Source organism: Akkermansia muciniphila (genome assembly GCF_002884975.1).
Lineage (GTDB): Bacteria > Verrucomicrobiota > Verrucomicrobiia > Verrucomicrobiales > Akkermansiaceae > Akkermansia > Akkermansia muciniphila_C.
The window spans coordinates 1,078,283-1,104,110 of the sequence record NZ_PJKB01000001.1 but is presented as its reverse complement, the minus strand read 5'-3'; the positions used below and the strand labels follow the sequence as shown (position 1 = coordinate 1,104,110).

The 25,828-nt window shown below is 59.8% G+C and carries 16 protein-coding genes; 8 read left to right on the top strand and 8 right to left on the bottom strand.

The features are described from left to right. Positions 1-584: 584 nt before the first annotated feature. A complete protein-coding gene (locus CXU21_RS04440; protein ID WP_146016955.1) occupies positions 585-10,034 on the top strand; it encodes a hypothetical protein in 9,450 nt (3,149 codons plus the stop codon). Between the two features lie 106 nt (positions 10,035-10,140). Here CXU21_RS04440 and CXU21_RS04435 read toward each other — a convergent pair whose 3' ends face one another. From CXU21_RS04435 to ykgO, 5 genes are all read right to left on the bottom strand, one after another. Beyond that, entirely contained in the window at positions 10,141-10,551 is a 411-nt protein-coding gene (locus CXU21_RS04435) for an OsmC family protein (protein WP_102714403.1), read from the bottom strand. A 53-nt stretch (positions 10,552-10,604) separates the two neighbouring features. Beyond that, a complete protein-coding gene (locus CXU21_RS04430) occupies positions 10,605-11,471 on the bottom strand; it encodes an MBL fold metallo-hydrolase (RefSeq protein ID WP_180972639.1) in 867 nt (288 codons plus the stop codon). Next, the gene (locus CXU21_RS04425; RefSeq protein ID WP_102714399.1) at positions 11,458-11,769 is read right to left on the bottom strand and encodes a DUF1330 domain-containing protein; all 312 of its coding nucleotides are present in this window, start codon (positions 11,767-11,769) and stop codon (positions 11,458-11,460) included. Before CXU21_RS04425 ends, CXU21_RS04430 begins: the two co-directional genes overlap by 14 nt. Before the next feature lie 308 nt (positions 11,770-12,077). Continuing rightward, a complete protein-coding gene (locus CXU21_RS04420; RefSeq protein ID WP_102725188.1) occupies positions 12,078-13,217 on the bottom strand; it encodes a homoserine O-acetyltransferase family protein in 1,140 nt (379 codons plus the stop codon). Between the two features lie 86 nt (positions 13,218-13,303). Further along, entirely contained in the window at positions 13,304-13,468 is a 165-nt protein-coding gene (ykgO, locus tag CXU21_RS04415) for a type B 50S ribosomal protein L36 (protein WP_065529996.1), read from the bottom strand. Positions 13,469-13,701: 233 nt separating this feature from the next. Here ykgO and CXU21_RS04410 point away from each other — a divergent pair, with 233 nt between their 5' ends. Together CXU21_RS04410 and CXU21_RS04405 are read left to right on the top strand one after the other, a co-directional pair. Then, positions 13,702-13,923, top strand: a complete 222-nt coding sequence (locus CXU21_RS04410) for a hypothetical protein (protein WP_146016954.1) — start codon at positions 13,702-13,704, stop codon at positions 13,921-13,923. Between the two features lie 115 nt (positions 13,924-14,038). Beyond that, positions 14,039-15,964 (top strand): glycosyltransferase family 9 protein, encoded by a 1,926-nt coding sequence (locus CXU21_RS04405; RefSeq protein ID WP_102725186.1) that lies wholly within the window; start codon positions 14,039-14,041, stop codon positions 15,962-15,964. Between the two features lie 82 nt (positions 15,965-16,046). On the opposite strand, the gene pflA is transcribed toward CXU21_RS04405, so the two are convergent. Together pflA and pflB are read right to left on the bottom strand one after the other, a co-directional pair. Beyond that, positions 16,047-16,826 (bottom strand): pyruvate formate-lyase-activating protein, encoded by a 780-nt coding sequence (pflA, locus tag CXU21_RS04400; RefSeq protein WP_102725185.1) that lies wholly within the window; start codon positions 16,824-16,826, stop codon positions 16,047-16,049. A gap of 17 nt (positions 16,827-16,843) precedes the next feature. Further along, positions 16,844-19,111, bottom strand: coding sequence for a formate C-acetyltransferase (gene pflB / locus CXU21_RS04395; protein WP_102725184.1), 2,268 nt, complete (start codon positions 19,109-19,111; stop codon positions 16,844-16,846). Between the two features lie 245 nt (positions 19,112-19,356). Here pflB and CXU21_RS12570 point away from each other — a divergent pair, with 245 nt between their 5' ends. The 3 genes from CXU21_RS12570 to CXU21_RS04380 all read left to right on the top strand — a co-directional run bounded on the left by CXU21_RS12570 (position 19,357) and on the right by CXU21_RS04380 (position 22,553). Further along, on the top strand, positions 19,357-20,022 hold the full coding sequence (locus tag CXU21_RS12570) for a hypothetical protein (RefSeq protein WP_257997354.1): 666 nt from the start codon (positions 19,357-19,359) through the stop codon (positions 20,020-20,022). Continuing rightward, positions 19,904-20,680, top strand: coding sequence for a GDSL-type esterase/lipase family protein (locus CXU21_RS04385; RefSeq protein WP_257996574.1), 777 nt, complete (start codon positions 19,904-19,906; stop codon positions 20,678-20,680). The genes CXU21_RS12570 and CXU21_RS04385 overlap by 119 nt, the downstream gene beginning before the upstream one ends. 85 nt (positions 20,681-20,765) lie before the next feature. Continuing rightward, complete coding sequence (locus tag CXU21_RS04380) at positions 20,766-22,553, top strand: sialidase family protein (RefSeq protein WP_102725183.1); 1,788 nt, start codon at positions 20,766-20,768, stop codon at positions 22,551-22,553. 25 nt (positions 22,554-22,578) lie between these two features. Here CXU21_RS04380 and CXU21_RS04375 read toward each other — a convergent pair whose 3' ends face one another. Further along, on the bottom strand, positions 22,579-23,931 hold the full coding sequence (locus tag CXU21_RS04375) for an ankyrin repeat domain-containing protein (protein ID WP_180972638.1): 1,353 nt from the start codon (positions 23,929-23,931) through the stop codon (positions 22,579-22,581). A 522-nt stretch (positions 23,932-24,453) separates the two neighbouring features. On the opposite strand from CXU21_RS04375, the gene CXU21_RS04370 reads away from it, so the two are divergent. Next, entirely contained in the window at positions 24,454-25,266 is an 813-nt protein-coding gene (locus CXU21_RS04370; RefSeq protein ID WP_180972637.1) for a Cof-type HAD-IIB family hydrolase, read from the top strand. 159 nt (positions 25,267-25,425) lie between these two features. Continuing rightward, the gene (locus tag CXU21_RS04365) at positions 25,426-25,806 is read left to right on the top strand and encodes an NADH-quinone oxidoreductase subunit A (protein WP_022397226.1); all 381 of its coding nucleotides are present in this window, start codon (positions 25,426-25,428) and stop codon (positions 25,804-25,806) included. Positions 25,807-25,828: the final 22 nt, after the last annotated feature.

Genomic DNA, 25,828 nt, shown 5'->3' with positions numbered 1-25,828 from the left:
CCCTTTGACGGGTACGCTGCCGGGCACAAGGTCTCCCGGCCCTTGTAAGAATTCGTTCGGCTTCATCATCATTCACTTTTCGTGCGTTTCAGACGGATGCCGGTTCAGTGGTCCCTTCGTGCGGAGCCGTGCCCCGGAGTCCTGCGCAGACGCTTTACAAAGCTGCGGGAGTGGGAAATTTTGGAAAATGGACCAGAGGCATATCCAGCCATTCTTCCTCAATCCCCAAGCAGTGTCCTTCATAACCTGTTGCAGGGCATTTTTTTATTTTATCCTGCCATTAAAAGGGCAAATGCGAATTCGCAATCCGCCGGCTCTTTATTCACATATTATTCAAAATTCAATTATTAAATTTGATTAATAATCAATGTGTTATATATTTAAAAAATAATCCCTCCAGAGAAAACCGGGAAAATCTGGTTAACGGGGATAGTTCCTTTCTGTTAGAAAACCGTTGCAGGTGATTCTTTTCCTTTGACAGCGGATTGCGAATTCCTTATTAATATCCACAATCATATTTCCCTTGCCGTGTTGTGGGAAAGGTTCTTTTATGATTCAATAACCCATTAATTGTCAAACGTTACATGAAATTGCACCTCCCCTTGAATCTGCTGGCCGCCCTGATAACCTCCTTCTCCGGGGTAACGCTTGGAACTGCCACCTTTGCAGGAGTTTCTGGTCTTTTAATAACAGTATCACAGGCTTATGCCGCGGATGTCGCTTTTAACGGGACACAGGTGAATGTGGCGGCGGGAGGCACATCCACTTATGACGTGGGCACCGTTACGGCTTCTACCACCTTGAATTTTGCCGGGGCGGGCAACGCCACGATCACGAACCTGAACGGGGACGCCCCGGAAGCCGTGCTGACAGTGAGCCGTGCCGCCAATGGAGGAACGGCCCTCTCCACCCTCACCCTGAATGGGGCGGGTACCTTCAACGGCATTATTTCCGTTTATTCCAACACAACAGGGGGAACGCAGAACAATATTCTGAACCTTAACCACGCACTGGCGGCCCAGAACGCCACGATCAAGCTGGGGGGCTATGGGTATGCGACCGGGGCCTCCGTTCTGAAAGCGGGCGTGAACACCTCCATCAGCAAGCTGGAGCACAACAACACCGCGGCCCTGATTACCGGGGAGGGAACCACGCTGACCATCACCGGGGACTCTTCTTCCTACGGCGGCAGCTTCGGCGGCACTGTGACGGTTGATTATACGGGGGGCGGCACGTTCACCCTGGGCAATTCCGACAAGACCGTGGCCCTGACCCCCGCCGCCGCCGCGGATGCCACTCTTAAAATCAGCAGCGGAACGCTTTCTCTGTTTTCCGGCAATGTCAACTGGTCCCAGAAGCTGGTCATGGGGGACGGCACAACGCTCACCGTGCAGGACGGCCCCGCCGTTTCCGGATATTATAATTATGACGCCACTTCCATCAATGGGGACGGCTTTACCTTCTCCGGGGCAACCACGTTCGGCACCGGAGTGAACCTCACCACCCAGTACGGCAAGAACATTAAATTCACGGGCGTGCTTACGGCCGCCTCCGGTTTTTCCATCAGCGGGGCCGATAGCGAATACACTTATTACACCCTGACCGGCACGGAAAACCAGATCGGCGGGACCATCGCCATCACCCGTAATTCCACTTCCCTGGGCATCAACGCTTCCGGTTCCCTTGGCACTGCCGCCGTAACCACTTCCTCCGGCAGCCAGTACCTCACTTATTACGGTACGGCGGGAGAAGCGGCGGACGTCATTGACAACTCCATCACCGGGGCAGGCAACTTTGTCGCCCAGTCTGGCTGGGTGCATCTGTCCGAGAACGTAGCGCTTACGGGGACCTATACCGTCAATTCCGGCGCCGTACTCTCCAAGACCGGCGCCATCACCGCCGCGCTTGCCGGAGGCAGGCTGGATGCGGGCAATGGAACCATGAATGTGACGGGACTGACGGGGAATGGAACCATCTCCGCCTCCGCGGGGACCATGAATTTCCAGGACGCCTTCACGGTGGGGGAAACGATGGGCATCCTCGCCAACGGTTCCGGAACCATTACGGGCAATGTAACGGTGGACGGCGGCCGCCTGTACTACACCTCCATGGACAACGTGGGCAGCGTGCTTCAGAACGTGACGCTGACTTCCGGCCTGATTGATTTTTCCGGTTTCCAGGAATTCCAGGACCTGTTCGGTTCCGAAGCCCTGGTGAATACCTCCTACAACCTGGGCGTTGACCTGGGGACGGGGTTCACGCTGGCGGATATTGACGAGTCCCTGTACACCATCACCACCGTTGACGGGAAAACGGTTATTACCTTCACGGGGTCCGGCGCGTATGATACCGCTTGGGATTCCGCCTGGGGGCTGGGAAGCGCCCCCACCTCCGGCGCCGGAACGCTGGCGGACCAGCAGGCGCTGGCCCTGTACAACATCCGCGCCGCATCCATGCAGGAGGGCTTCGGCTCCGTGAACGTCGTGACCGGAACGGGTGACCTGACGGGAGTGACCCTGGCAGGCGGCTATTACGACACTGCGGCCAACGCAACGGCCACGGAGATTACTACCGGCATCTGGACGGATGTGCTGGGGGGCAATTACGGCCTGATCATCGGCGGCAGTTATGCCAACAACTGGAACGGCACCGGCAAATGGAACATCACGGGTGACGTCCATACCCAGATTCAGGGGGATACCTCCGTCAACTGGGTGGTAGGCGGCAACTACAAGGACGGCCAGGCGGCCGGCATCACGGGGAACATTTACGTGTCCGTGGACGGAAACGCCGTGGTCAAGGGGAGCGTGATAGGCGGCGGCACCGCGGCCCACAACTCTACCAACAACATTGACGGCAGCACCTTCGTCGTGGTGCGCAGCATGCAGAGCGTAACGGATGAAACCGTCTCACTCAATTCCGTAGCCAGGGGCTTCATCATCGGGGGGAGCGCCTATGAGGCCAACTCCACTTCCAGCGCCGCCATCACCGGAAGCACCAATGTGACGATTGACCTGGGCGCTGCCTCCGGCACCTTCGTCAAGAGCATCGTGGGCGGTTCCTACTCGGGCAGCTCCGGAACGTATACGATCAACGGCGACTCCAACGTCAGCATCACGGCCGCCAGTGACGCCATCTTTACCGGGGCCATTTACGGCGGCGGCTACGGCACTGCCGGAACCTCCACGGTCAAGGGCAATTCCAGCCTGACGCTGGACGGCGGCGCTTACACGGGAGCCCTTTATGCGGGCGGCGGCGGCGCAAGGTCCGCCGTGAACGGAAACGCCACCCTCACCGTTAAAAAAGCCGCGTTCCGCACGGGCAGCACGCTGAATGTGTCGGGAGGCACCGTGGGGGGCACCTCCTCCCTGCTTCTGGGCGGTTACGGCAATACGGTGGACCAGGCCATCTCCTTCTCCAATACGGTCATTACCGGATTCGACATCGTGACCATGTTCCAGAATTCCTTCTTTACGGGGAACCTGAACGTGGACGGCTCCAGCACGCTGGCCCTGGCGGGGGGCGCCGGAACGGGAATCAATGTGAATGGCACGTTCGCCCTTTCCGCGGAAGGGGAATTGAATCTGGACCTTACCGGGTTTGGCGCCTTGACGGACGGCATGTCCGTGCTTTCCACCACCGGACTGACCAACATCTCTTCCATCAAGGCCGTCTTTGCGGACGGCGTGGCGGGAACCATCACCCTTTCCGGCAATGGCAGGGACCTGGTTTACACGGCGGAAACCCTCCTGCTGTGGGCGGGCGGTGAAAACGGGGTCTGGAGCGCGGAAAACATCTGGACGGACGGCGGCACTCCCGCCACGTATGCGGATGGCCTGGCGGTTTCCTTTGCGGACCAGGCCGGAGTCGCCACTTCCGCGGTGCAGCTTGATTCCGAGGTTTCCCCCGGTTCCATGCTGGTCCGCAACACCACCACCCGCTATGAACTGGCGGGAACCGGCGGAATAGCCAATACCGCCGTTACCAAGGAAGGCACGGGAACCCTGGTGCTGGGCTCCGCTTCCATCCTCGGTACGGGAACCACCGTAGCCGTGAACCAGGGTGTTCTGGCGTTCGGGTATGATACGGACCTGCCTGCCACGGGCATCACCTGGGGCGCGGGTTCCTTCCTGGGAGCGGCCAACGGCGCGACGGTCACGGTGAATCTGGGAACCGTGACCAACCCGGCGTTCTCCCTTGCCGCGGATACCAACTCATTCATCAATCTGGTAACGCCTTCCGACCTTACCTTCGGCAATAACATCACGGGAGCCGGGTCCGTCCGGAAAACCGGTACGGGGCTGCTGAAATTGACAGGGGCCAACTCCGGCCACCTGATCGTGCAGGAAGGCAACGTCCAGATAGGAGGCGGCTCCACTGCCATCAATTGGGGCAGCGCCGGCTCTTCCGTCACCCTGCAGAACGGCACGTCCCTGATCATTGCGGGCAACAGCGCCCACCACACCATCGGTTCCGACCTGATTCTGGGCACAGCCGCATCTGATGCGGTCTCCCTGAAATGGGTGGACGCCTCCCAGGCAAACGCCACCAATTACCAGCATAACTTTACGGGGACCGTTACCGTCAACGGGGCGGCCACCCTGGTGGGCCGGGACAACTGGGCCAAGGAAATGGGCTTCACCGGAACGCTTACAGGCGCAGGCTCCCTGACATACAGCCGTGGAGGGGGCGACGGCAGGTACAACTCCAACGGCAAGCTCATCATCGGCGGTGACGCCTCCGGATTTACCGGCATGATCACCATGAACGCTTCCAACGGGTACAGTACGGGGCTTGACATGCGCACCTCCATGGCGCAGGGCGGGGTCACCCTCACGTCCGGCACGGATACCACGGGATTCGCCTTCATGCGCGTGCTGGGGGATATTGAAATCGCCTCCCTGGACGGCACGGTCAACTCCCAGGTGGGGGCCGTGGGGGGAGCGCGTACGCTTACGGTAGGTTCCGGCACGTACAACGGCACGATCACGGACAAGGGCGTTGCCGTTGCCTACGGAGCCACCACCATCTCCTATGACACTACCGGAGTCCTGTCCCTGACCAAGGTCAGCGATGAAACGCTGACGCTGGGGGGCACGGTCAGTTATACCGGGCTGACGGACATCCGCGGAGGAACGCTGGCCCTGAGTTCCACCGGAGCCACCGCGCTGGGGAATATCACGATGGCCTCCAACACCCGCATGACCACCGCCGGCGCGCTGAACCTGGCGAACAACTCCACCCTGACGATGGACATCAGTTCCTCCATGGGTGTGGGCGGAGCCTTTGGCGCCGGGACCTTCACCCTCACCCTGAACGGCATTGAAGGGATTACGGAAGCCGGGGAATACACTCTCATCTCCGCGGCAAGCGGGCTTGACGCGGCAAGCGCCATCTTCAACTGGGCCGGATACACCGGAGACGAAACGCTGATTTATGAACTGGTCCAGACGGGCACCACCCTCAAGCTGGTGGTGACCTCCGCCGGGGACGTGTGGATCTGGCAGGGAACGGCAGGCATGACCTGGAGCGACACGAACACGGGCGCCCAGTGGGGCATTGACGGCTCTGCGGATACGGCCGCCGGGCAGAACCTGGTCTTCAACAGCTCCGGAGCGGGCACCGTCACCCTGTCCGGAGCAGTGAATCCGGCCTCCATCACGGTGAATAACGCCGCGGGCAGCGACTATGTCTTCGCCTCGGACGGTACCGGAAAAATTGCGCAGGGCACGCTGACCAAGCGCGGCGAAGGCAAGCTTACGCTGAACCTGGACAATACGGGCTGGGCGGGTGCCATCTCCCTCCAGCAGGGCGAGCTGGTGGCCCAGGTGGCCAACTCCCTCGGTTCCGGAGCCATCACCATTACGGGCGGCACGCTCACGCTGGCTACGGCGGATGTCCAGCCGGGCATGGGCATGATCAACCTGCAGGGCGGGAGCCTTAATCTGGCGTCCGGCGCCTTCGCCACGGCGTTCACCGCAGACAACATGACGTGGACGGACGGTTCCCTGATCCTGGGTGAAAATGTGACGGCTACCGCCGCCAAGGCCCTGGCCAACGGAAAAACCGTGGAGCTGGCGGACGGCTCCGTGCTGACGGTCAGCGGCGCCAATGACAACACGGCGCTGAACCTGAACGCCTCCGGGACCGGCACCATTTCCGTGGGCCTGGGAACCAACTACGGAGCCAATGTCCTGAACATGAGCACGGAATTCCAGGGAACCCTGTCCGTGACAGCCGGGTATTTCCAATTAAACAACGTGACCATGGGAACGGACGGCACCGTGAATCTGGCGGACTCCAATGTCCGTACGGAATGGAACGGCACGGCCGGGGGCACCTTTGCCAATGACATTGTCTTTACAGGCAACCAGGTCTTCGCTACCAAGGACTTCACCCTCAGCGGCGATCTGAGCGGCACGGCGTTTTCCACCCAGGGCGCGGGCAACATCACCCTGACGGGCGGCGTCAACCTGGACGGACAACTCAAGGTGCACCGCGGCACGGTCACGGTGAACTCCGCCAATGTGACCAAGCTGGGGGACAGCATTGACATCCAGAACAACTCCACGCTGGCCTTTGCCCGCGACTTCTCCTATGGCGGCGTCATCAGCGGCACGGCCGGCGGCTCGGTATCCGTGAACGCCGGAACGCTGGAACTCACCGGAGCAAACACCTTCCTGGGCACCCTCTCCATTGCTGGCGGCGCTACGGCGCGGCTGGGTGACGGAAGCGCCTGGGCCGGAGCCCTCTCCGGAGCCGGTTCCCTGGTCATTGACACCACGGGAGACATCACGCTGGCGGGCGGGAACACCGCTTTTACCGGCGCTACCACGCTCTCCGGCACTGGAACCGTAACCCTGACGGATGCCAGCTCCCTGGGAACGGGCAAGGTAACCGTGAACAACGGAACATTGGACCTGGCCTCCCAGGACGCGGCGAATGTCATCCTGATCACGAAGGGCAGCCTGGCAAACGCGGGCGCCAAAACCACCGGAAACGTGGAAGTGGCAGCCTCCGCCGGAGCGCAGGGCGCCCTGAACACCATCAATCTGGGCGGTTTGTCCGGCAGTCTCGTCAGCTCCATCGTCATGGAGGACTTCTCCCGACTTACCGGAGTTTCCGGCCCTCTGGACATGACGGGCAAAACGGTGACGCTCAAACTGGACAGCGGCAGCCTTACCGCGGGCGGAACAACCGGGCAGGGCGTCATTGACGCGGACAGCCTGACGCTCTCCGCCGCCACCACGACTATCAACCTCAGCAACCAGGGCGTCCTGGACCTGCTCGCCGCCAACCGGGATTCCGCTGACGGCGTGGGACTGGTGCTGACGACGGGAACGCTGACGGTGGACAACTACAAGCAGATCGGCTTCTCCCCGCTGCTGGCCTCCCTGGGCTATGCGGTGACGGAAGTCCTGGGTGCGGACGGAACGCTGATGGTCAGCGGCAATACGGACCTTGTCTACCTGGTGGACACCTCCCCCAATTCCGACAATCCCAACATCACCGACTACGCCGCCCTGGACCCCTACAAGGCCGTGGGCATTAACGGAACCACGCTTAATATAAGCCTGAACGGAGCCCCGGACGCCTCCCGGAACGGGGACGGCCTGAAAGTCAGCAACCTGATCGGCAGCAACGGCGCCCTGGTGGTGACGAATACGGCGGCGGATGCGGCAGCCAACCATGCCGTGGTGGACCTGATCCAGAACGTGGACGCCGGCGGCAACAGCTACGGCGGCACCATCAGCGGGGACCATGTGGACTTCGTCAAGAAAGGCGCGGAAACCCTCACCGTGGAAGGCAACTTCACGGGGAATGACTCCAAGCTGAGCTCCACGGAAGGGAACATCGTCCTGAACGGCACAGGCAACAGCCTCACTACGCTGGAACTCGCCGGCGGAGACATCACGCTGGATGGCCGGAATGACGGCGCCTCCCGTGTGACGACGGTGGAAAACCTGGCTTCCGGCACGGGCGGCGGAACCCTGGACCTGGGTAAAGGCGCCCAGCTCGTGGTCACTGGCCAGCAGGCCGGCAGCCATGTGACGGACGTGACCATCTCCGGGGACGGCACGCTGACCCTGGGCGGGGAGGGAACGGACTCCTCCCTGACGCTGGGCAACGGCTCCTCCCTGGACGGCGTTCTGCTGGATATCCGCGAAGGTTCCGCGCTTTCCACCGCGGCTGGTTCCGTGAACACGGTCTCCGGCCTGGCGGGCGGTGGCGCCCTGAAGCTGAGCGGCGCGGAAATGACGGTGGACTCCTCCGCCTCCCATACCTTCACCGGTACGCTGGACGGGGCTTCCGGAACGCTCAACTTCAAATCCGGCAACAGCAGCGTGCAAACCCTCAAGGGCGCGGGCAACGCCGGCTACAACCTGAACGTGACCGACGGCGGCGCGCTGACCCTGGCCGGAGCGCCGGCGGAAGGCGGCAATCCGGCGCAGGCCGCCTACAAGGGCATCACGGTAAACGGCGGAACGCTTAACATCGGCAGCGCGGCTGATCCCAAAACCCAGCTCACGCTGGGAACGGACGGCCTGAGCGTAACGGGGAACAGCACAGTGACCATCACGACCTCTTCCACAACAATGGAGGGGCTGGGGAATCCGTTCGTCACGTCCAGCGGAAACATTACGCTGGGTGACGGAACGGGAGAAGTCACGCTGGTCATGAACAACCTGGATACCCTGGTCACCGGAAATACGGAAACGCTGAACATGGAACTGTTCAAGACGACGGACGGCGCTCTGGTCTCCCTGGGGGACAACGTCACCCTTCAGGACATGATCCTCAGCTCCCTGTATGAAAACCTGCACCTGGCCACCAATGACAGCATGACGGCCATCATCCTCACCGGGACGGCGCGCACGGAAAACATCTTCCGTGACTCCTCCCTCACGCGGAACGCATCCACCGGGGCGGACCTGCTCTGGAACTCCCGCTACCACATGGAGGAAGGCACTACCCTGCGTGACCTTTACACCTCCGTGCTGCTCTCACAGAACAGCGGGGATTACTCCGGAGCGGCCCGCAAGCTGGCCGCCGCTGCGGGCAGTACGGTCACCAGCCTGGGCATCGCCCAGCGGGACTCCCTGCGTGACCAGATGGGCTGGATCCGCAACCGCGTGGCGCAAATGGGCGTAAACCCCGCATACATCAATGAAGACATGCCTTACTTCCACATGTGGATGCAGGGCACCGGGTCCTACGCCAAGCTGGACGCCAAGGGAGACGAGAGCGGCTACAAACTCTCCACCTGGGGCGGAACGGTGGGAATGGACGTGGATATCAACGACCACCTCACCGCGGGCGCGGCGTTCACGGCCAACTACGGAAGCCTGACCGCGAATGCGGCGGATACGGCGGACGGAGACCTGGACAGCTACTACGTCAACCTGTTCGCCCGCTACCAGACCCGCAAGTGGTCCCACCTGCTGGTTCTGACGGGCGGCTGGAATGATGCCAAGCTCACGCGCACGGTGGACTACGGCACGGGCTCCTACCAGGCCCACGGCAGTACGACCGGTTCCGGCTTCGGCGCCATGTATGAACTGGCATATGACATCGCCCTCAATGAAGACAAGAGTGTGATTCTCCAGCCCCTGTTCAACGCCTCCATCGTGACGACGCGCATGGACGGGTACAGTGAAAGCGGTTCCGCCGGAAACGCCGGACTGAGGGTGGAAGAGCAGAAGCTGACCACGGCGGCCGTTGCCGTGGGCGCCAGGCTCTCCGGCCTCCTGGGCTCCAACCTCTTCGGGCGTGAAGCGCTGGGGGAAGTACGGGCGAACGTCTCCCAGGACATGGGCGACCGCCGCGGGCAGGCCAATGTGGGCTTCCTGGCTGACCCCTCCTACACGCGTCCGGTATACGGCGCCAAGGTGGGGGCTACGGCCTTCCAGGTTGGCGTGGGCCTGAGCATCCCGGTAGGCACGCAGAGCATCATCTTTGCGGACGGGAATGCGGACATCCGCAGCGGCTCCAGCTCCATCAACGGAAGCATCGGCTACCGCTACAACTTCTAAAGGAAGGAAACCCCGGCTAAAAAGAAGGCCGTTCCGGAACTCTCCGGGACGGCCTTCTTCGTCATTTTTAGGAAGGATGCTGAATATTAACTGTCAGAACTTCCCGTTACTTCCATTCCCATTCGATGGGCGTTTCCAGGTCCGGGCGGAGCGCCTGGTGCACCGGGCAGCTCAGGGCCGTCTTTTCCAGCATGGCGCGGAGGGGATGGGTGCCTTCCAGGGGCATGATGGCCTTCAGTTCAATCTTTTCAATCCCCTTGGAGGATTCCACCGGACGCGCGAGAATGCGCATGCCTTTCAGGTCCACTCCCTTTCTGGCCGCAACTACGGAAACCAGGCTGATCATGCAGGAGGCAAGCGTGGAACCGAGCATCACACCGGGGGAGGGGAACTCTGCGCGGCCTTCAAAGGAAGCGGGCAGGTCGGTGGCAAAGGTGATATTGGAGGGAATATAGGTGCTTTCACAGCGGAACTGTCCGACATTCTCCGTTTCGGAGGTGTAATGAGTATCAGTCATAGGAGTGGGACAGCCCAACCCCGGTTTGGGTTCACCGGAATTTGGCTATTTTTTTATTTAGGACCCTGTGGGAAAATATCCAGCATACCGGAGGGCAGGTGTGACGCGATCGTTCCGGCAAACAGGGGATTCCTTAAAAATCTTTCCATGCCCAGCTCCGTGCAGATTTGACTGGTCAGCGTGGCCCTGTCCGCCGCGGGCCGGCTGTTTATTACGGCATCCACTCCCCTCTGGATATCTTCAATGAGGTCCAGCGCCCGAGCGATGGCTTCCGTGCCTTCAAGGCCCGTGTAAGCCTTGTCCCATGCGGGGCAGTAAAACCGTACCGGGGAAAGATTCGCCAGGCGGTGCAGGGTGTGGATGCTCCAGTCCTTGTTGATGTAAATGGGAACGTCATTCTCCGCGGGAATGGCGTCTCCGGTAAACAGGGCCTCCCGGTCCCGCAGCCAATAGGAGACCCCGTCACAGGAATGTCCCCGGGACCCCACAACCTTGATTTCCATCCCCGGTTCCGGCGTGATGACGTCTCCGTCCCGGACTACGGTGTCCACTTGGGTGGATGCCCCTGCCAGCGCGTGGAAGTTGGGAATGGGGCGTTCCTTGAATTGCAGGTCAATATTCTCAATCCACCGTCGCTCCCCCTGGCTTGCATAAACGGTGCAGCCCGTGAGTTCCCTGATGACGGATGCACTGCCGATGTGGTCCGGGTGCGCGTGTGTCAGGAAAATCCCTTTAATCTCCTCCGGTTTCCGTCCTATTCCCTGCATGTAGGAAAAAATGGCCTTCTCGCTTCCGCCTACGCCGGAATCAACCAGGTAGCAGGCGGCCCCCTCAATAAGGTAGATATACACAAACCGCTTGATTTCAGGCGTCACCTGGAAATCCACCCGGATCTGGTGCAGCCCTTTACAGATCTTCATCACCATCCGTTCCCTTCACGATGATGGCATGGCTTTTCACGGAATCCTCACGCAGGGATTTGATCTGCCGGTACTCTTCTGAGGAAAAGCAGCGTTCCAGCTTTTCCCTGGAGGGAAACCGGATGATAATCACACGGTCCGGGTTCCAGCCGTCAGTCAACGGAATAACCTCGTTGGTCCTGGCCAGGTATTCGCCGCCGTGCTTTTCAACAATGGGCTTCACTTCCCTGACATAGGAATCATACGGGGAGTGGGCATCTCCGGTTAAAGAAACCGTGACAATAAAATAGTAACTCATATTCTTTTTTCCTGGTAAGCGGCGGACTTGGCAGGTCCTGCTGGTTCCCATGACGCCCGGAAGCATCTATGGCCGTAAGGGACAGGCTAAAGCCGGGAATGGCGCCTGTCAATCCGTCTTCCAGGCTTGTTTGGATGGGCACGGCGCTACAGAAAAGTATGGAGTTTCACTTTTTTTGAAGCTTTCACAAGGGCCGTTCAACCGCAAACGGATCGCCTGCTTTTGCGCCTGATCTGCAGCCCGGAACGTTGCGGAGGCTATTTTGAACCACCCGGCAAGGATGCGTTTTCTGGATGGAAACTCTTTCCTCACCCCAGAACCCTGCGGATAGGTTCAGCATAAAGCTCCGGTTCCAGCAGGAAGGAATCGTGCCCCTTGGTGGAAACAATGGCGTGGAACTCCACGGGAATGTCCGCGGCCTTGAACTGTTCCACAAAATCCTTCTGTTCCGCCGGGCGGAAACAGCAGTCCGTATCAATGGAAAAGACGAGCGCGGGAATTCCTGCGTGGCGGAAGCCTGCCAGAGCAGTTTTAAACATTCCGTCCGGAGCGTGGTCGCGGATGTCGAACTCCGCCCACATGTCCGCAATGCGGATGTAGGCGTTGGCGTCAAATCGCTCCGCAAATTTGGTCCCCTGGTGAAGCATGTAGCTCTGCGTGCTGCGGGTGGGCGTCATCCACGTAAGCAGGCCGGACTGGCCGCCCACTTCCTTTCTGGCGCGCTGTTCCAGCCCTTCCTGGTATACGAACGCCTTGTGGCCGATGATGCGCGCGAACGCCAGCCCCTTTTTGGGGGCCGGACCCTGGTAATAATCCCCGCCGCGGAAATCCGGATCAAGTTCAATGGCCAGGATTTGTTCAAACAGGGACAGGCGGTGTTCAATGGAAGCCCGGTATCCGGAACCGATGGAAATGAAGCTCCGGACCCGTTCCGGGAATTGGCACGCAAAGCTGAGGGCGATCAGTCCGCCCACGGAGGGCCCTACCAGATGAGCGCGGTCTATTCCCAGGCTGTCCAGCAGGAGTGCCTGAAGGCGGGCCTGGTCCGCCGCCTCCACGTGCGGAAAGCGGGAGCCGTAGGGCAGTCCGTCCGCAGGGCAGGGGCTGGCGGGGCCGGTGGTGCCGTAGCAGCCGCCCAGGTAATTGGCGCAGATGATGCAGAAGCGGTCCGTATCCAGCGGCCGGCCGGGGCCGATGATGCTGTTCCACCACCCTTCATGATTTTCCGGTTTCCAGAGGGAGCCGGTGCCCGGCACCTCCGGATTATAGCCATAGGCGTGCTGGCTGCCGGAAAGGGCGTGAAACAGGAGGATCACGTTATCCTTTTCCGGCGTCAGGGTTCCGTACTGCTCGTAGGCCACGCGCACCTTGTCCAGAACGGTTCCGTTCCGCAGGGAAAAGGAGCCGGGGAGGTCCAGAAATCTGGTTTGGACGGAGGGAAGCTGCATGGACGTGTGGGAAGGTGTTCTGTCAGCAAAAAAAGACCGGCACCCGGCGGGCGGCGGTCTTCTTGAAATCTGTGTTGGGCCAGGGGTTACTTGACGCCCTTTTTGGAAAGACGCGTACCTGCCGTGGCGCCCTGGCGGGCTTTGAACTTGGGATTGCTCTTGCAAATCACATACAACGTGCCCTTGCGCTTCACGATCTGGCAGTCTGCGTGGCGGCGCTTCATAGAGGCTAAGGAAGAAAGAACTTTCATGGTGTGTAACTCCGGTTTGGTGTTCGGTTCGGGAGACGGAATATACCGTTTAGTTAAGAATTGTAAAGTCATTTCTTTTCCGGAAGTGAAATTGCTGCGTTTTCCGGAGGGAGCCAAACGCAGGATGGCAGGCGGAAGGGGAGAAGGGCCGGACGGGGAAGGGTGGCTCAACAAAGACCGTACCCCGGATGACGGATGTTCAGATTTTTCTGGATGGAACGCAACTCGCGGGTATGCCCCAGTTATCCTCCGGCCTTAACGGCAATCAAAATGGCACGGTGACAGTAGGCGGAAACACCAGTGAGGGAAATTCTTTCCAGATAGCGGATTTCAAGGCGTACGGCTCCGTATTGACGGAAGACTTGGTCCGGGAAGCGTGGGGACTGGCTTCCGTTCCTGAACCCGCGGCGGCTTCGCTGGGCCTGGCGGTGATGATGATGCGCCGCCGGGTTTGAACACTCCCCGGATTAGGTTCCTTGCGGCTGGAAATAAAAATAAAGACCGCCCGCACGGCGCACAAAGGGTTTGTGGACCGGAAGGGATTCGTATAAAATCCGTTCCGGTTTTCTTATGACTAGTTCCCCTTCATCCGATTCCTCTCCGGCTCCCCGGAATACGTTTGCCCATCATCTGGGGATGAGAGGGTTTCTGCTGATGGAGGGGCTGCTGAAGCTCATCGGCATGAAAACGCTTTACCGTCTGGGGCGCGTGGCGGGTGGAGTGGCATGGCACCTGCTGCCGCAGAGGCGGAAAATCGTGGAGAGGAACCTGCGCATTGTGCTGGGGCCGTCCTTGCGCGGGAAGGAATTGCAGCAGTTGAGCCGGGAAAATTTCAAAAGGACGATCGCCAATTTCCTGTGCTCTGCGAAGACGTCCACCCTGACGGATGAGCAGTTGAAAAAATGCGTTACCCTTGTGGGTCATGAGGAATTTGCCGCTCCCGTGCTGGAAGGGAGGGGGCAGGTATGCGCCATCGCCCACTCCGGCAATTGGGAGGCGCTGGCGAGGATACGCGTGTTTTTCCCGGAAGTGGAGCGTTATGGGTCCATGTACCGCCAGTTTGACAACCCGCTGATGGAGGAATACGTGTACAGGCGCCGTACGGAGAGGGGAACGCAGATGTTTTCCAAGGAGGGGGGCATCAAGGCGCCCATGAAGCTGCTTAAGGAGGGCGCGGCCCTTGGCGTGCTGAGCGACCAGTTTGTCTGGGAGGGGGTGCACGTCCCGTTTTTCGGGAAGGTGACCGGCACCACTCCGTTGCCGGCCCTGCTGAAAAAAAGGACCGGAGCGGGCATGGTCGCGATAGCGGTACGCACGGATTCTCCGGGGCACTGGATATCCGACATGGGGAATGTGGTGGATTTTTCCCGTTCCGACGGTTCTCTGGCGGGAGACACCATGGAAGTGAACCGGGCCCTGGAAACTTTGATCGGCAAATCCGTGCTGGACGTGTTCTGGATGCACCACCGCTGGAAATCCATTGACCGCTTTCCTCCCCGGGATGAAAAAACGTCCCGGCTTCTGGAAAACATGAAGCTGCAGCCGTACCGCATCCTGGTGGCCATGCCGAAGGCTCTGGATGAAGCCCTGGTGACCGCTCCCCTGGTCCGGGTTTTGAAGGCCGCCCGGTGCGACGTGCAGGTGAACGTCATCTGCCCGTCCGCCCAGGCAGGGGTCTGGAAGGCCATGCCGGAAGTCAGCCATGTGCTGCCGCACGACTCCCTGGACCAGCTTCGGGAGGCGCTGGAAGCGGATGAATTTTACAATGATGGCCCGCTGGACATGGGCATCATGCTGGACCAGGACATGGAGACCCTGAAGGCTCTGGAGCCGTATGGGCCCATGATGTTCTCCGGGCTGGATACGCACCCCGGCGCCCGGAAATACAAATTCCGGGTAACGGCCCCCGTGCTGCGTGCCGCCCCCCCCATGCACCGGGTGCAGTCCTATCTGGAACTGGGAAGCCTGCATGGGCTGGATGCGTGGCAGCCTGCCGTGTTCCCGGTGAAGAAGGAACAGGTCCCGGACGAAGCTCCCATTCTGATTGCCCCGTTCTCCAGCCTGGGACCGGCCAATGAGTGGAGTGAAGAGCAGTGGGCGGAACTCGTCCCCCTCCTGCCGCGCAGGGCCGTACTGGCAGCCCTGGAGGAAGACCGTGAACGCGCCGCCGCCCTGGCGGAGCGCCTGAATGTGGAACTGGCGGCGGGAACGCCGGAAGCGCTGTTCCCCGTGATGGACGGCGCGGCTGCGGCCGTGGCGGTAGATGGAGACATTCCGGCTCTCTGCTCCTTCCGCGGCCTTCCGGTGGTGACCCTGTTTTCCACCCGCCTTCCGGACGTTTACCGGCCCATGGGCCTCTTCAACCGCTCCCTGTACAGCCACCAGTGCTGTACTCCGTGTTTCCTGAAGGAGTGCGACCGTGACGTTCCCTGCAACCGTAATATCTCCATACAGCAGGTGTTGGAGGCGGTAAGGGAAATTTCCGGGGAAAATTGACCTGTGGAATAAGGCGGGGTATTTGGAGTGGAAGAAACGTGGATGGGCTTGGTAATGGCCTGGGCTGATACACGTATCCGGGTTAATGCACGCAGGCCGGGAACCCTTCCCGGCGGAAAACATGGCGGACCTGCTCCGTCAGTTCCACGGACGGTTCCGGAACGTCCTTCAAGGTATACTCCAGATTCAATTCATCCCACTTGAAGCGTCCCATCTGGTGGAAGGGAAGCACGTCCACGCGCTCCACGTTGCCCAGGCGCGCCGCATAGCGGGAGAGCTCCGCGATGTCTTCCATGTTGTCCGTAAGGCCGGGAACCAGCACGTACCGGAGCCAGACGGGTTTGTGGAGGGCGGCCAGGCGTTCCGCGAATTGCAGGGTAGGGCGCAGTTCCCCGCCTGTCAGGGCCTGGTACTGTTCCGGGTTCCATGCCTTGATGTCCAGCAGGACCAGGTCCGTGTCCGCCAGCATGTCTTCATCCGCGTTCCGTCCCAGATGGCCGGAGGTGTCCAGGCAGGTGTGCAGCCCCAGGCCTTTGCATCCCTTCAGCACGGCTCTGGAAAAGTCCGGCTGAAAGAGGGGATCGCCTCCGGATAGGGTGACGCCTCCGCCCGCCGCCAGCAGGAAATCCCGGTAACGGGCTATTTCTTCCAGAACGTCCGCCGCGCTTCTGTTCCGGCCCCGGCGCACGCAGGAGGTGTCCGGATTGTGGCAATAGCGGCAGCGCAGGCTGCACCCGGACAGGAAGAGGACGAAGCGGATGCCGGGGCCGTCCACCGTGCCGCAGGATTCCACGGAATGGACCAGCCCTGTGACGGCGGATTCATCCCCCGGGACAGGGTTCTGGGGAAAAGCCTGCGGCATCCGCTTCCTGGCTTGGGTTAACGGGTATGGAAGGTTCGGTTGAGGACCTCCTGCTGCTGTTCGCGGGTGAGCTTGATGAAGTTCACGGCATAGCCGGAAACGCGGATGGTCAGCTGCGGGTATTTTTCCGGGTGGTCCATGGCGTCCAGCAGGGTTTCCCGTTCCAGCACGTTCACGTTGATGTGGTGCCCGGTAGCGGCAAAGTAGGCTTCCAGCAGGGAGACGAGTTTGGCGCGGCGTTCCCCTTCTTCCTTGCCCAGGGCCTGCGGCACGATGGAGAAGGTGTAGGAAATGCCGTCCAGGGAGTCGTCATAGGACAGTTTGGCTACGGAAAGCATGGAGGCCACGGCTCCGTTTTTATCCCTGCCGTGCATCGGGTTGGCCCCGGGCGCGAAGGGTTCCCCGGCGCGGCGTCCGTCCGGCGTATTGCCCGTCTTCTTGCCGTAAACCACGTTGGAGGTAATGGTCAGGATGGACTGGGTGGGGAGGGAGCCGCGGTAAGTGTGGAGCTTGCGCAGCTTTTCCATGAACCCGGTGACCAGGCCGCATGCGATCTCGTCCACGCGCGGATCATTATTCCCGTAGCACGGGAATTCTCCTTCCGTCCTGAAATCCACAATGAGGCCTTCTTCATTGCGGACGGCCTTCACCGTGGCGTACTTGATGGCGGACAGGGAGTCCGCAGCCACGGAGAGCCCGGCGATGCCCGTAGCCATGGTGCGCAGGATTTCCGGATCATGCAGCGCCATTTCAATGCGTTCATAGCAGTACTTGTCGTGCATGTAGTGGATGATGTTCAGGGCGTCAATGTAGGTCTTGGCAAGCCAGTCCTGCATCTTGCCGTACAGGGCCATCACTTCATCGTACTTCAGAATTTCCTCCGTATAGCGCGGGGAGGGCGGGGCCACCTGCTTGCCCTTGAGTTCATCCATGCCGCCGTTCAGGGCATAGAGCAGGCACTTGGCGAGGTTGGCGCGCGCGCCGAAGAACTGCATCTGCTTGCCGATGCGCATGGCGGACACGCAGCACGCGATGCCGTAGTCGTCACCCCAGTGCGTGCGCATCAGGTCGTCGTTCTCATACTGGACGGAGGACGTCTCAATGGAGACCCTGGCGCAGAAGCTCTTAAAGGCTTCCGGCAGGTTCCCGGCCCACAGTACGGTCAGGTTCGGCTCCGGAGCCGGACCCAGGTTGTACAGCGTCTGGAGCATGCGGAAGGAGCTGCGGGTGACCAGGGTGCGGCCGTCTTCCCCCATGCCGCCGATGGATTCCGTCACCCAGGTGGGGTCTCCGGAAAAAAGGTTGTTGTAGTCCGGTGTGCGGATGAAGCGGACGATGCGCAGCTTCATCACGAACTGGTCCATGATTTCCTGCGCTTCCTCCTCCGTAAGGAGGCCCTGCTCCATATCCCGGGTGAAGTAGATGTCAAAGAAGGTGGAGACGCGGCCCAGGGACATGGCCGCTCCGTTCTGTTCCTTCACGGCGGCCAGGTAGCCCAGGTAAGTCCACTGGACGGCTTCACGGGCATTCGCGGCGGGACGGGTAAGATCGCAGCCGTAGGAGGCGCCCATCCGGGCGAGTTCCTCCAGGGCGCGGATTTGTTCGCTCATTTCCTCGCGCAGGCGGATGACCTCGTCCGTGAGGGGGATATTCTCATGCCGTTTGAGGTCCTTGCGGCGTTCGGCAGCCAGTTTGTCCGTGCCGTACAGGGCCACGCGGCGGTAGTCCCCGATGATGCGCCCGCGGCCGTAGGCGTCCGGAAGCCCGGTGATGATACCGGCGGAACGGGCGGCGCGAATGTCTGACGTGTAAGCGTCAAAGACGCCCTCGTTATGCGTCTTGCGTATCTTGTTGAAAATATCCGCGGTCTTTTCGCACATCTTGAACCCGTAGGCTTCCAGGGCCTGCTGGGCCATGCGCAGGCCGCCGAAGGGCATCAGGGCGCGCTTCAGGGGGGCATCCGTCTGGAGGCCCACGACCACCTCCAGCTCCTTGTCAATGTAGCCGGGCTTGTGGGAGACGATGGAGGAAACCACTTCCTCGTCCGCGTCCAGGACGCCGCCGTTGTCCGTTTCCTGTTTCAGCAGGACTTTCAGTTCCTCCCAGAGCTGAAGCGTGCGCCGGGATGGGCCGGAAAGAAAATCTTCATTACCGGAATAAGGCGTGTAATTGTTCTGGATGAAATCCCGTACGTCGATGGACTCCGTCCATGCTCCGGGCTTGAATCCCTGCCATTCCTGCGGGAGGGCGGGGGATGCCTTCAAGTCTTTTGCCATGCTGATCATAAATAGGATATGGTGTGGAAAAACGGAGAGGACGGCCCCAGCCTCCGAAAGGCCGGAAACGGCGAAACTCCGCGCCGCTTAATTATACCCGGAATTTGCAGGGGCAACAAGGCCAATTCTTCCGGGCCCGGTCTGTTTCAGGCATCCGGCTGTTCCGGAATAGGAATGAGGAAAAAATCCGGCGGCGCGGAAGCGGGGGAAAATAGTTTTTTTACTTTCCGGGGCGCGGTCACAATATTTTCACAATGCCGGGCTCTCATTTATTAAGATGTTTATTGCTGGCGGGCGTTTCCTGGATTGCCTTGTTTTCCGGAGTCTGTGCGGGTGAGCTGTCTTCTACGCTGAAGCCTCAAGTGAACGAGCGCGCCGTTTACGGCTGGAATGCACGCCATCAGGCCGTGATGGAGCGGAATCGGACGGTTAAGCCGGAATATGTCATCTTTGGTGACAGCATTACCCACCGCTGGGGAGGGGAGCCTTCCGGTGATAAAAGGGCCCTGGGGACGGGAAAGGCGGCATGGGAGAATCTTTTTTCTCCGCATACGGTGACCAATATGGGTTTTGGCTCCGATTATGTGGACAATGCCTACTACCGTGTGCAGCTTGGTGAACTGGACGGAATCTCCCCGCGCGTGAGCATCGTGCTTTTGGGGATCAACAATCTTTGCGGCAGGACCCGCCGTCAACGCAGTGGTCTTTTTCATCCGGGAAAGGCCGCCGCCGCATGTGGCCTTGATGCGTGGAAGGATTTCCTTACACTGGTTCCAATTCCCCCGTTCCGTCATGAATTTCCTGTTGTATACGTACGCCGTGCTGCTGGGCGCCGTTCTGGCGTTCCCTGCATCTTCCGCGCCGGAGCGCGCTCTGCCTTCCTCCCTGAAGCCGGAACCCCACCAGCGGGATCCGTATGACTGGAATGCCCGTCATGAGGCCGTCAGGAAGCGGAACCAGTCCGTCAAGCCGGAGTACGTGATGATAGGGGACAGCATCACCCATCATTGGGGAGGGGAACCCTCCGGAGACAGCAGGAAGGCGGGGGAGGCATCCTGGGATCAACTGTTCGGACCACATGCGGTGACTAACATGGGCTTTGGTTTTGATTATGTGGATAATGCCTATTACCGCGTGCAGAACGGGGAACTGGACGGCATCTCCCCACGGGTCATCATCGTGCTGCTGGGAACCAACAATCTGGGCCACCGGAAGGATACGCCGCAGGCATGCGCGGATAACATCAAGGCGTTCGTGCGCCTGGTGCGCCAGAAGTGCCCCTCCTCCAAAATCCTGCTGCTGGGCGTTCTGCCCAGGAAAGAGAAAAACCTGGCCGGTCCGGTGAAGGAAACGAACAAACTGCTGGCAAAGCTCCAGAATGGGAAAAACATCTTCTTTGCCGATCCGGGGAAGGCGCTCCTTTCCGCAGACGGCTCTTCTCCAAAGAATGAATTCATGAAAGATGTGGTGCACCCCAATGCCAGGGGATACGAGGTGCTGGAAAAAGAATTGGCCGTACTGCTGAAAAAAATGGATGCGAAGTACCGCGGCGGAAAACCCGCGGGCAAGCACCCCTGACGGTGGTCTTTTTGTGGAAGGAGGGAATTGTGCTTGAAGGGGAAGTCCCGTTTGGGGAAAATGTACCGCCTTTAGTATTTGATTTATGAAAAGCCTGTTGTTTGCGTTGTTTGCCGGTTCCGTCTGCTGCTGTTATGCCCAGGAAAACGCCGCTCCCGCTCCGGAGCCTGAAATTGTCGCTACGCCGCCGTCTGATGCCGGGCGCGGCCTCATCCGCGTAAATTCCCGTGAAATCCGCCATTACTCCGGCACCCGCAAGGAACCGGACTACCTGGTCAGCAAGGATAACGGAAAGACATGGGAAATGAAGGCGGCTCCGAGCGGCTACCCGCCCAACTACGGAGGCATTCCCAAGGAATCCCCGGCGATTGCGCGCAACCCCGTGACCAAGGAATTCATCCGCGTGCAGCCCATCGGAGGGTTCATCTTCCTCTCCAAGGGAGGCCTGGACGGCAAGTGGTTTGCGGTCACGAACGACGGCAAGCTGGAGGAAGACTGGAAAAATCCGGAGAAGCAGAAGAATCTGAAAAAACTGGGCGGCATCATGCGCACGCCCACCTTTGTCAACAAGGGCAAGAGGGTGATCGTGCCGTTCCATAACATGGGCGGCGGCACCAAGTTTCACATTTCCGACGACGGCGGCCTGACTTGGCGCGTGTCCAAGAATGGAGTTACCTCCCCCAGGCATGAAGCCAAGCCGCCCCACCAGGGTGTCAGGTGGTTCAACAATGCCGTGGAAGCCACGGTGCTGGAAATGAAGGACGGCACCCTGTGGGCGCTGGCCCGCACTTCCCAGGACCAGGCGTGGCAGGCTTTCTCCAGGGATTTCGGTGAAACATGGAGCAAGCCGGAGCCGTCCCATTTCTTCGGCACCCTGACCATGAATACGCTGGGCCGCCTGGATGACGGAACCATCGTCTCCCTGTGGACCAACACGATGGCCCTGCCTGAAAATGCCACGGCAGGCAACGGCACGTGGGAGGACGTGTTCACCAACCGTGATTCCCACCACATTGCCCTTTCCAATGACGAGGGCAAGACCTGGTACGGATTCCGGGAAATCATTCTGGACGAGCACCGCAACCATCCCGGCTATGCCACCCTGGACGGCCCGGAGGACCGCGGCAAGCACCAGAGTGAAATGGTGCAGCTTGACAAGAACCGCATCCTGATTTCCCTGGGGCAGCACAAAAACCACCGCCGCCTGGTCATCGTGGACCGCCGCTGGGTAGCCGCCAAAACGCGCGCCACGCAGACAGGCAGGGATTTGGACGCCCAGTGGACCATCCATACCTATATTCCGCAGAAAAAAGGCCATTGCAGCTACAACCGGAAGCCCTCCGCGGAACTGGTTCCGGACCCCTCCGGCGGGGAAAAGAAAGTGCTGCAAATCAGGCGCCTGAATGATCCAGAACTGGTTAATGAGAAATCCAATGTGGATTACCAGAACGGGGGCGCCACCTGGAACTTCCCGAACGGGACCACGGGGCTGGTCAAATTCCGCTTCCGGGTAGCGGACGGAGACCAGGCGGACGATTCCGGCCTCCAGGTTTCCCTGACGGACCGCCTGTTCAATGCCTGTGACACCACCACAAAGGATTACGCCCTGTTTACCTTCCCCATCAAACTGAAACCGGCTCCCCATTTGTTGCTTGGCATGAAAAAAGTGCCTTTTGCTCCCGGAGCTTGGCATGAGGTCTCCATCCTCTGGCAGGGCTCCCAGGCTGTGGTTTCCCTGGACGGGAAAAAGGCGGGTACGCTGAAAATGGTGAACCAGTCTCCCAACGGGGCCAGCTACATCCATTTCATCAGCACCGGTTCCAAGCCGGACGCGGGTATCCTTCTGGATACGGTAAACGCCCGGGTGAAATGAAAGGCGCCCGCGCAGGAGGCTGGGCCTAGCGGCTTCCGTTCTGAGGGAGCGGGGAAGTGCTCAACTCCGGCAGGTGTTTCAGGACCTGGTGCAGGTGGTCGTTTGACCGGTTGCCGATCTGCTGGAGCGCCGTGCGGCCGTACTTGTCCCGCAGGGCAGGGTCTGCCTGGTGGTCCAGCAGAAGCCGTGCAATGCCCAGTTTCAGCCGGTCCAGGGTATCATCCCCCAGCAGCATGTCCCGGCAGCACAGCATCAGGGGCGTTTCCCCGGCTGCGTTTTGATGGTTGACGTCCGCCCCTTCACTGATAAAGAGATTGACCAGTTCCCTGATTTGAGGGAGGTGGGATACGTCAATGAAAGCCAGTTGGCGGCACAGGTTCAGCAGGGCCGTGTCTCCCCCGGAATCCGGCGGCGCTGTGGCTATGGGCATGGCGGCATTGACGTCCGCCCCGTATTCCAGCAGGGTATGGGCGATTTGCAGCGCAGTTTTCGGCGTGTTCAGGTTCAGGGAAAGAAGGGGAGGGGTCATCTCCCCGCGGAAATTGGGATCATACCCGGCCTCGCAAAGCTTGCGGACCAGAAGGGGGTATCCGGCGGCGGCGGCCCAGGTCAGCAGACTGGTTTTTTTACCCCTCAATTCCGGCTGGAGGGAAATATCCGCCCCGCATTTGAGAAGAAAAAGAGCCGCCTCCTCATACGGGGCCCCTCCTATGCCGGCCACGCAGGTCATGACCAGCGGAGGCCAGCCCATCGGGCCCGGTTTGTCCACATCCGCGCCGTACTGAATCAGCAGATTGAGGCAGGAAAGCCTGTTGTGCACCGGGAGGGGCCGGGAGTCATCCATTCCGGGGTGGCACGCGTAGGTGAGGGGAGTGTCCCCCTGCTCGGACCCCGGCATGGATGGAATGGCCTGGTGCGGCAGGATGATCTGGAGGTTCGGGTCCGCATTGCGCTGCAGGAGGCGGTTCAGCAGCTGTACCTGTCCCAGCCCGGCAGCCAGGTGCAGGAGGGTTTCATGGGAGGATGTGCGGCAGCGGCCGTCTGCTCCCTCCGCCGTATTCCGGATCATCTGGAGCCTTTCCTTGATCTCCTCCTGCATGTACTGGCGCATGGAAACCTCGGAAAACATATGCCAGTCAATATGGCGGGAATTGGGAGAAAGCCCGCGGAGGATAAAACGTTCCGGACTGCGGTGCTCCGTGAAGTCCGCTGCGGTAAGAATCTGTTCCTTTTCCGCTTTTGTCCACAAGGGGTTGAACTTCCACTCTGCGGGAGAGGGGTCATTCCTGAGGAACCAGAAAATAGTGGATCCCGCGACAAGGGCGGCAAAAACGCTCAAAGCTCCAAAAAACCAGAGAGTCTTTTTTCTTAATGTCATGTGTATCATAAGCAGGGTAACTGCGAAAAGCTATGATGCAGGAATCCGTAACTTCGGGCAATGAAAAAATGGTACGCGCAAGTAAGGCCCGGAGCGGGCCGTGCAGGAATTTGAATGGCGGATTGTGAATCCGGCGGAAGATTTTTTTCCACCCGGTAGGGAAAAGAAGCCCATGGATAAAGCCAACTACAGGGACGGGAGGAAATATGGTGTCATGTCTTAACCACCCTGGCCTGCATGGGTTATTATTATATGATTTATTTAAATCCAATTGGTTGAATTATGTCCGGATTCACAATCCGGTATGACGCGTTAGACATTGCGGGTGTGCGGCTGACTTTAAATTGCCCTCATTTGCCTGTTGCCGGCTCCGTCATGGAAAAATGCAGGAACCGCCAGTTTTCCATGGATGTATGGAAGAGGGAAATTTGCCGCCGCGCAGGTGTTTTCCCCCCCGGTTCTGCGCTGTCTGAAGCTGGTCTTGCCTTGGAAGAACCGGGGAACGATGATCCGTTCAACGTTATGGATTCCGTCAAACTCATTGCGTCCGATATGGACGGCACGCTGCTCAATGGAAAGGGGGAACTGGCCCCTGCATTTTTCAGCTTGTTTGAAAAGCTTGAACGCCGCGGCATCCGCTTTGCCGCGGCCAGCGGCCGCCAATATGACGGACTGCGCCGGATCTTCGCCCCCGTGGCGGACCGGATGCTGTTCATCGCTGAGAACGGCGCCTATGCGGCATCCGGGGAAGAGGAATGGCTGGTGCTGGACATGGACCCGGAAACGGTAGCGCGGGTGATAGGCATGGTCAGGAACATTGAGGGTGCGTGCATCGTCCTCGCAGGCCGGGATTCCGCATATATTGAAGACAAACAGCCGGAATTTGTCCGGGAAGCCCGCAGGTACTACACCCGGTGCAGGGAGGTGGAGGACCTGCTGGATGTGCGGGGAGACAGGCTGCTGAAAATTGCCGTGTATGATTTCCGGGGAGCAAAGAAAAACAGCTATCCGCGCCTGAAGCATCTGGAACATGGCTTCCAGGTGGCCGTCTCCGGAGAAAAATGGATGGACATCAGCCGGAAGGGGGCGGACAAGGGAAGCGCGCTGGAACTGATCCAGCGGAAACTGGGCGTTTCCCCGGAGGAGACCATGGTCTTTGGCGACCAGATGAATGATGCGGAAATGATGCGCCAGGCCCGGTTCAGTTATGCCGTGGCGAACGCCGTGCCGGAAATCCGTGCCATGGCCGCGTTTAAAGCTCCGTCCAATGAGGAAAACGGAGTCATGCAGGTGCTTGGAAAGGTATTGGACTCCCACGCTCCGCACGGCGGCTGAACCCTGGCTGGATAAAGGACCGCAGGGGCGTGGGGATGATCCACCGTCATACCGTTTCCGGTTCCGGGAAGAAACGGGAGCGCCTGCCAGCGGGAAGCGCCGCTGCCCTTTTTAGTTTTGCTTTTCCGGGGTTGATGTGGTATACCCGTGCCAGACGTCATGAATCAGGAATTCTTTTCAGTGCTTGTGCAGGTGGTGGCAGCCCTGGGGCTGGCCGGCATTATCTTGTTGCTCAGTATCTTGATGGGTAAGCGCTCTTCCGTGCGCAAACCCGCGGACATTCCTTATGAATGCGGGATGATTCCCATGGGGGAAGGCGCTCCGATGTTCTCCGTGAAGTTCTACATGGTGGCCATGCTCTTCGTCATCTTTGACCTGGAAGTGGTATTCCTCTATCCCTGGGCCGTCAACTTCCGGGACTATGTGATGATGAATCCGGAATCCTTCACGGCCATGTGCATCTTCATCGGCATTCTGCTGGTGGCCTACCTGTACGCGCTGGGCAAGGGAGCCCTGAACTGGCACCACGATCCCCGCTGATCCTGCCTTATTCCATTTTATT

Excerpts from the sequence above, each read along its gene's own strand:
- CXU21_RS04440 (WP_146016955.1), top strand. The coding sequence starts at position 585 with ATGAAATTGCACCTCCCCTTGAATCTGCTGGCCGCCCTGATAACCTCC.
- CXU21_RS04435 (WP_102714403.1), bottom strand. The coding sequence starts at position 10,551 with ATGACTGATACTCATTACACCTCCGAAACGGAGAATGTCGGACAGTTC.
- CXU21_RS04430 (WP_180972639.1), bottom strand. The coding sequence starts at position 11,471 with ATGAAGATCTGTAAAGGGCTGCACCAGATCCGGGTGGATTTCCAGGTG.
- CXU21_RS04425 (WP_102714399.1), bottom strand. The coding sequence starts at position 11,769 with ATGAGTTACTATTTTATTGTCACGGTTTCTTTAACCGGAGATGCCCAC.
- CXU21_RS04420 (WP_102725188.1), bottom strand. The coding sequence starts at position 13,217 with ATGCAGCTTCCCTCCGTCCAAACCAGATTTCTGGACCTCCCCGGCTCC.
- ykgO (WP_065529996.1), bottom strand. The coding sequence starts at position 13,468 with ATGAAAGTTCTTTCTTCCTTAGCCTCTATGAAGCGCCGCCACGCAGAC.
- CXU21_RS04410 (WP_146016954.1), top strand. The coding sequence starts at position 13,702 with ATGCCCCAGTTATCCTCCGGCCTTAACGGCAATCAAAATGGCACGGTG.
- CXU21_RS04405 (WP_102725186.1), top strand. The coding sequence starts at position 14,039 with ATGACTAGTTCCCCTTCATCCGATTCCTCTCCGGCTCCCCGGAATACG.
- pflA (WP_102725185.1), bottom strand. The coding sequence starts at position 16,826 with ATGCCGCAGGCTTTTCCCCAGAACCCTGTCCCGGGGGATGAATCCGCC.
- pflB (WP_102725184.1), bottom strand. The coding sequence starts at position 19,111 with ATGATCAGCATGGCAAAAGACTTGAAGGCATCCCCCGCCCTCCCGCAG.
- CXU21_RS12570 (WP_257997354.1), top strand. The coding sequence starts at position 19,357 with ATGCCGGGCTCTCATTTATTAAGATGTTTATTGCTGGCGGGCGTTTCC.
- CXU21_RS04380 (WP_102725183.1), top strand. The coding sequence starts at position 20,766 with ATGAAAAGCCTGTTGTTTGCGTTGTTTGCCGGTTCCGTCTGCTGCTGT.
- CXU21_RS04375 (WP_180972638.1), bottom strand. The coding sequence starts at position 23,931 with ATGACATTAAGAAAAAAGACTCTCTGGTTTTTTGGAGCTTTGAGCGTT.
- CXU21_RS04370 (WP_180972637.1), top strand. The coding sequence starts at position 24,454 with ATGGATTCCGTCAAACTCATTGCGTCCGATATGGACGGCACGCTGCTC.
- CXU21_RS04365 (WP_022397226.1), top strand. The coding sequence starts at position 25,426 with ATGAATCAGGAATTCTTTTCAGTGCTTGTGCAGGTGGTGGCAGCCCTG.